14 protein-coding genes are annotated in these 13,774 nt (G+C 67.5%); 9 read left to right on the top strand and 5 right to left on the bottom strand.

Annotation, left to right across the window (positions count from 1 at the left end):
• Positions 1-160: 160 nt before the first annotated feature.
• From FOZ70_RS03415 to FOZ70_RS03390, 6 genes are all read left to right on the top strand, one after another.
• Positions 161-1,753, top strand: coding sequence for an ABC-F family ATPase (locus FOZ70_RS03415; RefSeq protein WP_027787281.1), 1,593 nt, complete (start codon positions 161-163; stop codon positions 1,751-1,753).
• A 255-nt stretch (positions 1,754-2,008) separates the two neighbouring features.
• Positions 2,009-2,758, top strand: coding sequence for an FkbM family methyltransferase (locus FOZ70_RS03410; protein WP_048022829.1), 750 nt, complete (start codon positions 2,009-2,011; stop codon positions 2,756-2,758).
• Positions 2,759-3,751 (top strand): phosphotransferase, encoded by a 993-nt coding sequence (locus tag FOZ70_RS03405; RefSeq protein ID WP_060128469.1) that lies wholly within the window; start codon positions 2,759-2,761, stop codon positions 3,749-3,751. It begins immediately after the preceding gene.
• Between the two features lie 22 nt (positions 3,752-3,773).
• On the top strand, positions 3,774-4,634 hold the full coding sequence (locus FOZ70_RS03400; RefSeq protein WP_219704962.1) for a 4Fe-4S cluster-binding domain-containing protein: 861 nt from the start codon (positions 3,774-3,776) through the stop codon (positions 4,632-4,634).
• Positions 4,631-5,704: an asparagine synthase-related protein gene (locus tag FOZ70_RS03395; RefSeq protein WP_175926287.1), complete on the top strand. Its 1,074-nt coding sequence runs from the start codon at positions 4,631-4,633 to the stop codon at positions 5,702-5,704. The genes FOZ70_RS03400 and FOZ70_RS03395 overlap by 4 nt, the downstream gene beginning before the upstream one ends.
• Positions 5,705-5,711: 7 nt before the next feature.
• Positions 5,712-6,917, top strand: coding sequence for a glycosyltransferase (locus FOZ70_RS03390; RefSeq protein ID WP_219704945.1), 1,206 nt, complete (start codon positions 5,712-5,714; stop codon positions 6,915-6,917).
• Here FOZ70_RS03390 and FOZ70_RS03385 read toward each other — a convergent pair.
• Entirely contained in the window at positions 6,874-7,563 is a 690-nt protein-coding gene (locus tag FOZ70_RS03385) for a CmcI family methyltransferase (RefSeq protein ID WP_048022821.1), read from the bottom strand. The two genes, FOZ70_RS03390 and FOZ70_RS03385, sit on opposite strands and share 44 nt — an antisense overlap.
• 25 nt (positions 7,564-7,588) lie before the next feature.
• Between FOZ70_RS03385 and FOZ70_RS03380 the strand changes: the two genes are divergently transcribed.
• Positions 7,589-8,548 carry a phosphotransferase gene (locus tag FOZ70_RS03380; RefSeq protein WP_346656384.1) on the top strand — a complete coding sequence of 320 codons (960 nt, stop codon included), beginning with the start codon at positions 7,589-7,591 and terminating at the stop codon, positions 8,546-8,548.
• 18 nt (positions 8,549-8,566) lie between these two features.
• Here the strand turns inward: FOZ70_RS03380 and FOZ70_RS03375 are convergent, their stop codons facing one another.
• Together FOZ70_RS03375 and FOZ70_RS03370 are read right to left on the bottom strand one after the other, a co-directional pair.
• Positions 8,567-9,142: a polysaccharide deacetylase family protein gene (locus FOZ70_RS03375; protein ID WP_027787289.1), complete on the bottom strand. Its 576-nt coding sequence runs from the start codon at positions 9,140-9,142 to the stop codon at positions 8,567-8,569.
• 76 nt (positions 9,143-9,218) lie between these two features.
• Positions 9,219-9,776, bottom strand: coding sequence for a hypothetical protein (locus tag FOZ70_RS03370; RefSeq protein WP_219704961.1), 558 nt, complete (start codon positions 9,774-9,776; stop codon positions 9,219-9,221).
• Positions 9,777-10,062: 286 nt separating this feature from the next.
• Here FOZ70_RS03370 and FOZ70_RS03365 point away from each other — a divergent pair, with 286 nt between their 5' ends.
• Positions 10,063-10,542, top strand: a complete 480-nt coding sequence (locus FOZ70_RS03365) for a DUF2501 domain-containing protein (RefSeq protein WP_219704943.1) — start codon at positions 10,063-10,065, stop codon at positions 10,540-10,542.
• A gap of 111 nt (positions 10,543-10,653) precedes the next feature.
• Here the strand turns inward: FOZ70_RS03365 and FOZ70_RS03360 are convergent, their stop codons facing one another.
• Both FOZ70_RS03360 and FOZ70_RS03355 read right to left on the bottom strand, forming a co-directional pair.
• Positions 10,654-11,019, bottom strand: coding sequence for a hypothetical protein (locus FOZ70_RS03360; protein ID WP_027787292.1), 366 nt, complete (start codon positions 11,017-11,019; stop codon positions 10,654-10,656).
• 331 nt (positions 11,020-11,350) lie between these two features.
• Positions 11,351-12,112, bottom strand: coding sequence for a hypothetical protein (locus FOZ70_RS03355; RefSeq protein ID WP_060377450.1), 762 nt, complete (start codon positions 12,110-12,112; stop codon positions 11,351-11,353).
• 124 nt (positions 12,113-12,236) lie between these two features.
• Here FOZ70_RS03355 and FOZ70_RS03350 point away from each other — a divergent pair, with 124 nt between their 5' ends.
• The gene (locus FOZ70_RS03350; RefSeq protein ID WP_048022815.1) at positions 12,237-13,673 is read left to right on the top strand and encodes an aldehyde dehydrogenase family protein; all 1,437 of its coding nucleotides are present in this window, start codon (positions 12,237-12,239) and stop codon (positions 13,671-13,673) included.
• The last annotated feature ends 101 nt before the right edge of the window (positions 13,674-13,774 follow it).

Genomic DNA, 13,774 nt, shown 5'->3' with positions numbered 1-13,774 from the left:
GGTGAGACGGCGGTGGAGCGCGTGCCGTCGTGTTGACGGGCCGCCGGGCGGCGGGCCGGGAGGGCCGGGAATACGCCGTCGGGGCGGTGCGGTCGGCAGTTTCTCCGACACCTGCTAAAATACACGGTTTTCCGTCGATTTCTCTCTTACGGGACCTGCCGTGCTTTCTACTGCCAACATCACGATGCAATTCGGGCCGAAGCCCTTGTTCGAGAATATCTCGGTCAAATTCGGCGAGGGCAACCGCTACGGTCTGATCGGCGCGAACGGCTGTGGCAAGTCGACCTTCATGAAGATCCTCGGCGGCGACCTCGAGCCGAGCGCCGGCAACGTCGCGCTGGAGCCGAACGTGCGCCTGGGCAAGTTGCGCCAGGACCAGTTCGCGTATGAAGACGTGCGCGTGCTCGACGTCGTGATGATGGGCCACACCGAGATGTGGGCCGCGATGACCGAGCGCGACGCGATCTACGCGAACCCGGAAGCCACCGACGACGACTACATGCACGCCGCCGAGCTCGAAGGCAAGTTCGCCGAATACGGCGGCTACGACGCCGAGGCGCGCGCGGGCGCGCTGCTGCTCGGCATCGGCATCGAGGAGAAATTCCACAACGGCACGATGAGCGACGTCGCACCGGGCTGGAAGCTGCGCGTGCTGCTCGCGCAGGCGCTGTTCTCGAAGCCGGACGTGCTGCTGCTCGACGAACCGACCAACAACCTCGACATCAACTCGATCCGTTGGCTCGAGCACACGCTCAACGAGTACAACTCGACGATGATCATCATCTCGCACGATCGTCACTTCCTGAACTCGGTGTGTACGCACATGGCCGACATGGACTACGGCACGCTGAAGGTCTGGCCGGGCAACTACGACGACTACATGCTCGCATCGGCACAGGCGCGCGAGCGCCAGGCCGCGGCGAACGCGCGTGCGAAGGAGCGCGTGGCCGAGCTGCAGGACTTCGTGCGCCGCTTCTCGGCGAACAAGTCGAAGGCCCGTCAGGCAACGAGCCGCGCGAAGCAGATCGACAAGATCAAGATCGAGGAATTCAAGCCGTCGTCGCGTCAGAACCCGTTCATCCGCTTCGAGTTCGAGAAGAAGCTGCACAACGTCGCGGTGGTCGCGGAAGACATCACGAAGAAGTACGAGCGCACGATCTTCCAGAACTTCAACCTGTCGGTGCAGCCGGGCGAGCGGATCGCGATCATCGGCGAGAACGGCGCGGGCAAGACGACGCTGCTGCGTTCGCTGCTCGGCGCGCTCCCGCTCGAGCACGGCACGGTGAAGTGGTCCGAGAACGCGAATGTCGGCTACATGCCGCAGGACACGTACGAGGAGTTCCCGAACGACATCACGCTGATGGACTGGATCGACCAGTACCGCAAGGACGGCGACGACGAAACGATGGTGCGCGGCACGCTGGGCCGCCTGCTGTTCTCGTCGGACGACATCAAGAAGTCGGTGAAGGTGCTGTCGGGCGGCGAGAAGGGCCGGATGATCTGGGGCAAGCTGATGCTCGGCCGCCACAACGTGCTGCTGATGGACGAGCCGACCAACCACATGGACATGGAATCGATCGAGTCGCTGCAGATCGCGCTCGAGCAGTTCGAAGGCACGCTGATCTTCGTGTCGCACGACCGCGAATTCGTGAGCGGGCTGGCGAACCGGATCATCGAAGTGCGCACGGACGGCACGCTGTTCGACTTCGGCGGGAATTACGAGGAGTTCCTGACGAGCCAGGGGCAGGAATAAGTGTCCTGAGCGTTCCTCCGGCCAAGGGTCGCGGCTGGGCAGGCAAGCAGTACCTCCGCCGTCCCCACGAAGCGAACCGCCGGAAGTAAATCGAGCCCGCATCGACAGCGTTGTCGATGCGGGCTTTTTTCATTTCCGCTTGCAGCGCAACCCGGCAGCGTGTCTCATTCCGGTTTCCTCCCATCAATCGACTTCGGGTAAATTACCCACCGAACGCCAATCATCATTCCCCATTTCGACCCGGAGCCGCCCCCGATGCCGGACCATCCTCTCCCGCTCGACCTGTCCGGCCTTGCGCAAAGCCTGTACGCGCAGGGCACCGAGGAGGGCATCCTGTCGCGCCTGATGGAGCGGATCACGCCGGTCAACCGGTTCTGCGTCGATATCGGCGCCAGCGACGGCCTGCGCAACAGCAACACCGCCCGGTTGTTGCGCGAACAGGACTGGGCCGGCGTGCTGGTGGAAGGCAGCGCGTACCGGTTCGGCAAGCTGGCCGCGCACTACGCGGGTGCAGCGCGCATCCGCCTGCATCACGACCGCGTCCAGCCCGACACGGTCGATCATCTGCTCGCCGACGCGAACACGCCGACCGACTTCGACCTGCTGTCGATCGATATCGACGGCAACGACTACTGGGTCTGGCGTGGCCTGCAGGCGTTCAAGCCGCGCATCGTCGTGATCGAATACAACCCGTACTACACGCCGCCCGAGCGTTGGGTCATGTGCTTCAACCCGGATCACGAATGGGACGGCTCGACCTATTACGGCGCGAGCCTCGAATCGCTCGTGCACCTCGGCAGGCAGAAGGGTTATGAACTCGTCTGCTGCGACGACATGGGCAACAACGCATTCTTCGTGCGTCAGGACCTGTATCCGCTGCTCGGCATCGCGAACAACGATCCTTCGGTGCTGTTCCGGCCCGCGATGTACAAGCTGCGTTATGTCGGACACAACACGTTCCTGACCGGTCATCCGTATCGGCACGGGCCGGCCGAGCACATCTGAATGGGCCCGCTCGCCGCGACCTTCGACGAGATCCTGGAAGCCTGCGCGCTCGGCCGTAGCGGGCCGCCGCGCCAGGTCAGCGAACGCGTGTGGCACCTGCCGACCGATGACGGCGGCGTGGCGGTCAAGCTCTACGCGGCCGGGCATCAGGCGCGTGCGGCCAGGGAAGCGGCGGTGCTCGCGCACTTCGAGACGCACGGCGATACACGTTTCCATGTGCAGGCGCTGAAACGCACGGCAGCCGGCGCACCGCTGTGGACGGGGGCGAACGCCCACGCGATGCTCACGCGCTGGGAACCCGGGCAGTTCAGAACCTACGACACGTTTTCGCCGGCCGAATGGGATGCGCTGGGCGCGAGCCTGGCCGCGTTGCATCTGAGTCTCGAACGGCTTCAGCTGCCGTCGCTCGACACGATCCGTGCGCGGTTGATCGCGATCGACGCGGATGCGGTGCGGCGCAGTCTGCTCGATGCGTTGAATCGCGCACGCTCGAACGAGAACGCCGCGAACCTGCGCCGCTACGTCGATCTCGCGCTGCGCATGCTCGACCGCTACTATCCGGGCAGCATCGACGCGTTTCCCGCCGACGATCCGCAGCACCCGATCCACAACGACTACAACCAGTTCAACTATCTGTTCACGGGCACGCTGCCGCCGCTGATCCTCGACTGGGAAGCGACGATCGGCGCGCCGCGCGAATACGAACTGGTGCGTTGCCTGAACCATTTGCCGCTGGAAGCGCCGCAGCTGGCGGAAGCGTTCGTGCGCGCATACCGGCGGGTGCGGCCGGTGGATCCCGCACGCATTGCCTGGGCGGTCGATGCCGCATGCCTGCAGCACGCGCTGAAGCTCTGGATCGTCCAAGGCTGGCTCGACGATCCGTCGCGTTTCGCGTCGCATCTGAGCGGCGCGGTGACGATGGCATCCGCGATGGTGGATGCCCGCGACCGCCTGGTCGATTTCTTTTCCCGTTGCATCGAAGCAGGACGTTGAAGTGAATTCGAACCTGAACCGGATGTCGCCTCCGACGTCGCCGTCGGGCGAGCGGCAGCACGTATTTCCGCCGCCGCTGGAGCGCGACTACCGTGTCGAGGACGGGCGCGTCCTGACGCGCTCGCTGGAAGCGCATATCGTCGACCACTGCAACCTGACGTGCGCGGAATGCTGCTCGCTGTCGCCGCTTCTGCCCGAGTGGTACGCGAGCCCGGCATCGCTCGAGGCCGACCTGCGCCGTGCGGCGAAGGTGCTGCGCCCGCGCATGTTCAAGCTGGTCGGCGGCGAACCGCTGCTGCATCCGGCACTCGTCGAGCTCATCGGGCGCGTGCGCGCCACGGGTATCGCGCCCGTGATCTCCGTCACGACGAATGGCCTGAAGCTCGGCGAGATGACGGACGCGTTCTGGCAGGCGGTGGATGCGCTGACGATCTCGCGCTATCCGAAGCCGTCGCTTTCGGCCGACCTGGTCGCGCACATCGAGCACCAGGCCGCGCGCTTCGACGTGCGCCTGAACTGGAAGGTGCAGGACGTGTTCACGACGATGAACCGTGCACAGCCCGGCACCGACCGGGACGCCGCGCAGCGCCTTTATCACGATTGCTGGATTCGCGAGCGCTGCCATATGATTCGCGACGGCATGTTCTACACGTGCACGCGTCCGGCGCATTTCCACACGCTCTACAAGGGCGAGAAGGATTTTCGATCCGACGGCCTGCCGCTGCGCGACGACGCGGGCATGCTCGACGCGATGCTCGCCTATCTGCAACGCGAGGCGCCGCTCGAAGCGTGCCTGCATTGCCAGGGCGGCAGTGCGCCGGTGGCGCCGCATCGCATCCTCAAACGCATTGAAGTGGACTCCTTGAAGGCTCGTTATCCATGATCGTCGGCACGCGCGACCTGTTCGGCTTCGACCGGCTTCACTACCATCCGCGCAGCGGCACGGCGGCGTCCGGCATCCGGGCCGTCCTGCACGCATCGGCGCAACCAGCCGGCGAGCCGGACGCGGCGGCCATCGCGGGCTACCTGAGCGGCGAGCGTCTGGCCGGCCGCACCGTGCTGCGCGACGTGCGCGCGGTGCCGCCCGGCCATGCGCTGATCCGTTCGCCGCAAGGGCTGGCCGTTCAGCCGGCACCCGGGCGGTCGCAGCACGCGGATCTGGAAACCGTGCTGCGCGCGTCGCTGCAACGTGCGCTCGACAGCGGCAAGCGCGTTGCGCTGGCGTTGAGCGGCGGGCTCGATTCGGCGTTGCTGCTTGCGCTGCTGCGCGAACTCGGCGCGCAGCGGCACGTGACGTCCTACATCCTCGTGACCGACATGCCGGACTATTGCGAACGCGATGCGGCACTCGAACTGGCCGGGCAGATGCAGGCGAACGTGAAGCTCGTGCGCGTGAACGAGGCGGATTTCGTCGCGGCGCTGCCGAGAACGACCCATGCGGTCGAGGAGCCGATGTTCAACCTGCATCCGGTCGCGAAGCTGCTGCTGGCCGAGGCGATGGCCGCGGACGGCGTCGAGGTGGCCATCACCGGCGACGGCGCGGACCAGGTGCTGCGCCGCGACCAGTCGGCCAACTATCTGCCGCTGTGCCATGCGTTGTTCGATGCGGCGTCGGTCGACCTGCATCCGCCGTTCGTCGACGATGCCGTCGTCGCCCATCTGACCAGCATCGCACCCGATCCGGACAAGCAATGCCTGCGCGATCTCGGTGCGCGCCTGAACCTGCCGGACCGGCTCGTGCATGGCCCCAAGCGCGGGCGGCTCGCCCCGGCGATGGATCTCGCGACGCTGCTCGATCGCGACCGCACGCGCGTGCTGGCCGACACGCTCGGTCTGGACGCGCCCACGCTGCAAACGGACAACGAACGCGTGCTGTGGACGACGCTGTCGCTGATCCTCGATCATTTCAACCGCCTCGACACTCCCCTCGATGCCGCGCATCGCCCAACCTGAGCCGCTCATGAAACGCATCCTGTTCTGCGTGGTGCCCGAGAAAGGGCACGTCAATCCGTGCATCGGCCCGGCCCAGCACCTGCGCGCCGCCGGTTGCGACGTCGCGTTCTATGCGCCGGCCGACATCAGCGCCCAGCTCGACGGCGCCGGCGGCTTCGCGTTCGTCGGGCCGCGCGAGACACCCGAGCGTCACGACCTGTCGCGCGGCGCGAGCTTCGCCGCGAACATCCGCGACGCGGACTGGCTGCGGCACTGGATCCGCACGTTGCTGATCGACCTGGCGCCCGCACAGGTGGACGGCATCCGCGCGGTGCTGCGCGACTGGCGGCCCGACGTGGTCGTGATCGATCCGCTGCTCTATGCGGCGGCGATCGCCGCCGAGCTGGAGGGGCTGCCGTGGGTGGCGATGTCGAATTCGCTGAATCCGGTGCTGCCGGACGATCTCGACTCCGAATTGCTGCGCACGGTGCGATGGCTGGCGCCGGAACGCACCCGGCTGTTCGCGCGCTACGGGCTCGATGCACGCTTTCGCGGTTGCGACATCCTGTCGCCGCACCTGACGCTCGCGTTCACGACCGACGCGCTGGTCGGCGCGCCGCCGCCCGGTGTCGAGCTGGTCGGCCCCGCGCTGCCGTCCGGCCCGCGTGGCGACGAGACGCCGTTCCCGTGGGAGCGCCTCGATGCCGATCGTCCGCTCGTCTACATGTCGCTCGGCAGCCAGCTTTATTACCAACCCGATGTGTTCGCGAAAGTCATCGAGGCGGCGCGCGCGACGCCGGCGCAACTGGTGTTGTCGGTGGGCGAGCTGGTCGATGCGGATCTGCTGCCGGCCGACGACGCGCGTGTCATCGCGGTGCGTTACGTGCCGCAACTGGCGCTGCTGCGACGCACGCACGCGTTCGTGAGCCATGGTGGCGCGAATTCGGTGATGGAATCGCTTGCATGCGGCGTGCCGATGTTGCTGTCGCCGTTCTGCAACGACCAGTTTCATTCGGCGCACTTCGTCGAGCGGGCCGGCGCGGGGCGCGTGCTGGATCTGCAGCACGCCGGCGTGGCCGACATTGCCGATGCGCTCGCGGGCCTATTGCGCCCCGGTTCGTTGCGCGAGCATGCGGCGCGGATCCGTGCGAGCTACGCGTGTGACGGCTCGGCGGAGGCCGCGCGCCTGATCAGCGAACTCGCTTCAGGAAGCCGCCTGGCGACAGCGTCATGAGTACGCGGTCTTCGATGTCGTAGTCGACCTCGAACCGGTCGTCGCGGCCGAGATAGTCGCGCACGGCGGTGGCCGGGTTGTTGCCTTTGCCGTACGGCTTGCCGTCGAACATCGACGCGGGCAGGTATTCCATCACGGTATCCATCACGATCGCGTAGCTGCCCGGCGTCACGAGCGGCGCATAGCATTCGAGTTCGCGCAGCACGTGCGCATGGGTATGCGTGAGGTCGAGGATCGCCATCACGCGCGCATCCTGCGGGATCTGCGCGCGCACCGATGCGAGCGTGTCGGCCGCGCACGACTCGCCTTCGATCAGCACCATGCGATCGGCGAGCCGATGCGATTGCAGGCGCTGCCTGACGTCGTCGCGCAGGCGTGGCTCGATCGCGACGACACGGCCGCGATCGCCGTTCAGCGCCAGCATCGACGCGGAGAACACGACGCCGCCGCCCGCCGCGATGCCGGTCTGCACGATGCAGTCGGGACGCTCGCGCCAGATCAGTTCCTGGAGCGCGAGCATGTCGCCGGGCAAGTGGAAGAAGCGCTCGCCGAGCCAGCGCGTCTGGAACAGGTGGTCGAATTCGGCGGCGCGCGTCAGCCATTCGATGTTGATGTCCCGCATGCGGGCCGAAGGACGCTCTGACATGGTCAATGCAACGAGTAGGAGTGACGTGAAAACGCTGGAACCGTGGCTTCACCGGTATTGGAACATCGGGCCTGCACGCATGCAGGCGCTGGCGTCGGGCCATACTAACAAAACGTATCTCGTCGAGTGCGACGCGGGGCGCGCGGTGCTGCGCGTGTCGTGGTCCGGCAAGCCGGTCGGGCAGGTGGATCGCGAGGCGGCGATACTCGGTCATCTCGGTGGGACGCGGGCGGCGCCGATGCTGCCGGCGCTGCCGCGCCTGCGGCCGACCGTCGACGCGCAATCCGGCGTGCGACTGCCTGACGGAAGCTGGCTGCATCTGTTCGAGCATATCGACGGCAGCCCCGGCCTGCCGCCCGAAGCGGAGGCGGGCGCGATCGACGCGATGCGTGCGCTCGCGCATCTGCATGCGGCGCTGGCGGCGATTCCCGTGACCGAATCGGCGCCGCTGGCCTGGCTGTCGGCGCGGCACGCACGCGTAGCCGCGCGTGCCGCGCCGCCGTTGCCGGGGGACCTGGGCGACCGGTACGGGACGATGATCCGTCGGATCGGCGCGCATCTCGACGCTGCCGCACGCTGGCTGACGGGCACGGTGCACTGGCTGCACGGCGACTATCACGCGGGCAACCTGCTGTACGTAGGGGGCGCCGTGAACGGCGTGCTCGATTTCGACGACGTCGGGCAGGGCGCGCAGTGGCTCGAAGCGGCCTTTGCGCTGTTTGCGCTGTCGCGCGATGCGGGCCGGGACGATCGCTTCGTATTCGACGCGCGCCGCTGGGACGCCGGCCTGCAGGCCTATGCGGCGACGCGGCCCGATGCCGTGCCTGACTGGATGCATGACCGTCGCGACACGCTGATGGCCCTGTTCTGCGCGGACCAGACGCTGATTCACCTGGAAGCCGCGCAGCGCGGCCTGTGGGTGCCGGGGTCCGGCATCGGTTTTCTCGGCGGCTGGCGGCAGTTGCTGGACGGCGCTGCGCCCTGACGCCGGCCGGATGCCGCGTCAGCGCGGCCGATTCAGGAACAGGCGCACGGCCTCGACCGTGTTGGGCCGCGCCTCGCCGTGCCGCGATCCGTCGTGCATGCAGAACAGCACGTCGCGCCGCCGTGCCGTGCTGGCGTCGACATGGGCGCACATCGCGTCGAACAGCGCCTGCGGCGACGGCGCCGGCCGCTGCCAGTCGTCGAGGATCGCGGTCCAGCCGGTATGTTCGCGTTGCAGCCGTGCGAGCACGCGGGCGCGACTGTCCTGCGGCATCAGTCCATAAGGCAGGCGCAGCGGGATCGCATCCGGCGCGGGCACGCGGGCCTCGCGATAGGCATCGCGGATCAGCGCGTCGGTCGTCTCGATCTCGTCGATCAACGCGTCGTCCGACAGCGTGCCCGGCTTCGCATGCGAACGGGTGTGATTGCCGAGCCGGTGGCCTTCGCGTGCCATGCGTGCGGCCACATCGAGCGCGCCTGCCAGATTCCGGCCGAGCAGGAAGAAGGTCGCGCGGCACGACGCGGCGTGCAGGACGTCGAGCAGGAGGGGCGTCGACGGGCCGGGGCCGTCATCGAAACTGAGGCAAATGGGCATCGCAGGTGGGTGCGCCGTTCAAGGTGTACCGGGGGAACGATAGCGCAAGTCGCGGCGAGCGGCAGCCGGCGACCGGCTACTCGCGCGGCTCGATGGCCAACGGACAGGTGCCGACCCGACGCAAGCGCGTACCGGTCCACTCGTAGAAGAACCGGGCCGCCTTCGCGTCGTTGTAGTCGCAGTCGTCGTTGAAGCAGCCCGCGACGATCAGCAGCGTACTGCCGGGCCGGAAATCGACGCGCTCCTCGTCGTTGCCCGTCACGCCTTCGATGGCCTGTACGCCGGGCATCGTGTACGTTGCACCCGTGTACTTGTCGACGATCGCGAAATTCCGGCAATCCGTTCCGCAACCCCAGGTCGCGACGCGGTAGTGGCCGGCAAAGTTGGCCGGTTGCGTGAATTCGTCGCGAATGACGGTGCGGTAGAGGCGGGCTTCCCGGGTGGTCAGGCGTGGTGCGGCGGCCGGCTTGCGCGGTGCGCTTGCGGCGGGTGCCGGATAGCGCTCGAACGACGGCGAAGGGCATGCGGCGGCGGCCGTGGCCGTGGCCGCGCCGGCGGTGCCGGCGGTGCCGGCGCCGCAACCGAGCGCGGCCGCTGCGCCGGCGAACAGCAGAAATCGATGGGCAAGCATCACGCGAGCGTCCTTCATGTTCGGGATCGAGATCGGGCCGGAGGGTCCGGGCGGCCGGCGACGACGATTCTATGACGCTTCGCGCGCGTGGGCGACCCGGGCGGGCGATCGCGCACGGATGCAACACCGGCATGTCCGCACGCGGCGCGCCGTCAAGCTTTGTCAAATCGTGGCGATATCACGATGCCTGACGTTTCAGGCCGCCTCCAAAGGCTGTCATGCACGGGTTGATTGAGTATCCTTGGATTCGATTCGCGGTACTCACGCAGTCACAACCGGGAGGCTTCACATGAATGCACGTCTATACCGCGCGACCATTGCCGGTGCGCTGATCGGATTGCTCGCGCCGTTTTCGGTGGCGCATGCGCAGCTGGGCGATGTCCTGAAGCAGGTCGGCGGCGGGGGCGATTCGGGCGGCAGCGCGGGCGGTGCGCTCGGCAACCTCGGCGACATCGGCGGCGCGTTGACGGGCGGCGGCGGTTCGTCGCTGATGCCGGGCAGCACCGGCAACGTCGCGGGCCTGCTGCAGTTCTGCATCCAGAACAACTATCTCGGCGGGGCATCCGGCGGTGCGTCGTCGGTGAAGGACGCGCTGATGGGCAAGCTCGGCGGCAACGCGTCGTCCGACAGCGGCTATACCAGCGGTGCGAGCGGTGTTCTCGACGCCGGCAATGGCAGCAAGCTCGACCTGAGCGGCGGCGGACTGAAGCAGCAGGTGACCAGGCAGATCTGCGACAAGGTGCTGACGCAGGCGAAATCGCTGCTGTAAGCGCGCATCGCGGGTCGGGGTGCGGTGCGCGACGTACCGCCCCCGTCAGTCTTTCCGGCTGACATTCCCGTCAACGAAAGGAGCGCGGCGCCGCGCGTGCCGTCCCGATCGTCAATCGGCCAGCCGCTTGTCGGCGAGCGCCTTGCAGCAGTCTTCGTAGACCCATTGCACGAGTTTCGCCCGATAGTCGAGGTCGTCGGTATCGACGATTTCCTCGACCGCGTCGCGCGCCCACGACGCATCGACGAACCCGGCGTGCCGCTTGGCGATGTCCTGCGCGAGCGCCGCGAGCTTGGCGATCGCGAGCCAGTCGGCCTGACGGTGATGGCGGTCGAGCCAGCGGTGCGCGGCCTGGACCTGGAACGTGGCGTCCGGCCACGATTCGTTGAGGTAAAACGCGCCGAGGTTGCCGCAGGTGAGCCAGCAAAGCAGCTCGAGGCGGTCTTGCGAGCCGAGGGTATGGGGTGCGTCGGACATGGCAGCGCTCACGAAATACGTCGATTCCGGGCGGCGCCGGTTGCAACGGGCCGGTGCCGATAGTAAAAACATAGCACGATGCGGGCCCGCCCGCGCACCCGGGCGGATGCTGACATGGCGGTGGCGAAATGGACGCTGCGCCGGCGCGGATGGCCGATGGCGGAATGAGGGGGCGGCGGGAACGAAAAGTGCGCGAGCGCGTGGGGAGCGACGTGGGAAGATGCGGCCGGGAAGCGACCAGGAAGCGACCAGGAAGCGGCCGCTTGCGCCGCGAAGCGGGCCCGTTGCCGGGCCCCCGCAGCCCGGCGCGCGGGCTGGCGGATGCGCGGGTTCAGTTCGCCGTGTGCGTGGCGCGCGCGATCGAGCGGATGCTGCGCTCGACGCGGATCAGGATGATCAGCACCGCGAGCGACACGAACGAATACAGCGCGACGAGCGCGGCGACACCGGCGAAGCGCGCGGTCTGGCCGTTCTCGGCAGCCGTTTCTTCCGCGGCCTTCTTCTCGTTGTCGATCGCGGTCCGGCGTGCGTCGTAGCGCTCGGAGAAGTCGCGCATGACCGCCGACACGACGTCGGTGTACGCCTGCTCGCGCGCATATTCGTCGCCGTGCCCGGCGACTTTCTTCTTGACGCTTGCCGCGACGTCCGCGCGTGACAGCACCTTGTCGAGATACGCGATCTGCTGTTCGTAGTACGCGACGTCCGGATGGTCGTCGTCGCTGAGCACGCGCTGGAACGACGGCTCGTACGCGTCGCGATCGACCGCGTAGTCCGGCGACAGGGCCGCCCGGCCGTGCTTCTGCACGATGCCCGACAGTTGTGTCGACAGGCGTAGCGCGGGCGATGCGTTGTCGTCCTTCGCTGCCGCGCCGTCGGCGGCCGGCGTGGCCTTGGCGGTTGCGCCGTTCTCCCACGCGAACGATGCAGGATCGACCTGGATGGCCGAATCGACCTTCGGCGGTTTCGACAGGCGCGCATCGAGTGCGATCGCGCCGAATATGACCCCGCCGATCAGGACCGCGGTCGCAAACAACAGCACGATCACGCGCAATACCTGAAGATAGCCGCCCTCGATTTTGGTCAGGATGCTCAAGGCATTCTCCTTTCTTATGATGAATGAGGCGCCGAGGCTAAAGACCTTTCCAATAGCTGTCAATCGTCACACCGGCCGGCCGAAACGCTCGCTAGAATGTCGGCTTTCCTGGAGGCGGAAAACGATGAAAATCTACGACCAGTTCTATATCGACGGCGCGTGGCGCAAGCCGGCCGGCACCGGCACGATCGACGTGATCGACTCGGGCACCGAAGCCGTGATCGGCCGGATTCCGGAAGGCGTCGCGTCCGACGCGCAGGACGCGATCCGCGCGGCGCGCGCGGCCTTCGACGCGTGGGCGGCCACGCCGGCCTCGACGCGCGCGGGCTACCTGCGCAAGATCGTCGAGCATCTGCAGGCGCGCAGCGAGGAGCTCGCGCAGTCGATCACCGGCGAAGTCGGGATGCCGATCAAGCTGTCGCGCGCGATCCAGGTCGGCGGCCCGATCTACAACTGGAAGGCGTACGCGAAGCTTGCCGAGTCGTTCGAGTTCGAGGCACAGGTCGGCAACTCGCTCGTCGTGCGCGAGCCGGTGGGTGTCGTCGCGGCGATCACGCCGTGGAACTACCCGCTCAACCAGGTGACGCTGAAGGTCGCGCCGGCGCTCGCGGCCGGCTGCACGGTCGTCCTGAAGCCGTCCGAGGTCGCACCGCTCAACGCGTTCATGCTTGCCGAAGCGATTCACGAAGCCGGGCTGCCGGCCGGCGTGTTCAACCTCGTGTGCGGCTACGGCCCCGTGGTCGGCGAGGTGCTGGCCACCGATCCGGACGTCGACATGGTGTCGTTCACGGGCTCGACGCGCGCCGGCAAGCGCGTCGCCGAGCTGGCGGCCGCGGGCGTCAAGCGCGTTGCGCTTGAGCTGGGCGGCAAGTCGGCGTCGGTGATCCTCGACGATGCCGATTTCGCGACGGCGGTGAAGGGCACGGTCAACGCGTGCTACCTGAACGCGGGGCAGACCTGCTCGGCGCACACGCGCATGCTGGTTCCGGAAGCGCGCTACGACGAAGCGCGCGAGATCGCGAAGGCCGCGGCCGAATCGTACGTCGCGGGCGACCCGCGGCAGGATGCGACGCGTCTCGGCGCGCTTGCGTCGGCCGTGCAGCAGCAGCGCGTGCAGGACTACATCCAGCGCGGGATCGACGAAGGCGCGGAGCTCGTGACGGGCGGCACGGGCCTGCCGGAAGGGCTCACGAAGGGCTTCTTCGTGAAGCCGACCGTGTTCGGCCGCGTCGATCCGAAATCGACGATCGCGCAGGAAGAAATCTTCGGGCCGGTGCTGTCGATCATCACGTATCGCGATGAGGACGAGGCCGTGCGGATCGCGAACGATTCGCCGTACGGGCTCGGCGGCGCGGTGTGGGCCGGCAGCGACGAACGCGCAATGGGCATCGCGCGCCGTATCCGCACCGGGCAGGTGGACATCAACGGCGGCACGTGGAACGGCGCCGCGCCGTTCGGCGGCTACAAGCAGTCGGGGCATGGCCGCGAGAACGGCGTGTACGGGCTCGAGGAATATCTCGAGTACAAGTCGATGCAGCTCAAGCCCGCGAAGCCTGCCTGAGCGCTTCGCACCGCACGAACCGGAAACGGCACGCTGGTGCCGTTTTTTTATTGACGGTCGTCAAGGTGCGCGGCGGTGGATCGTCGATCATCGCGGTTCCG

This window comes from Burkholderia sp. COPS, assembly GCF_019425585.1.
GTDB classification, from domain to species: Bacteria; Pseudomonadota; Gammaproteobacteria; order Burkholderiales; family Burkholderiaceae; genus Burkholderia; species Burkholderia cepacia.
Note: the sequence above shows the minus strand (reverse complement) of the source record. Positions and strands in the feature narration are given on the sequence as shown.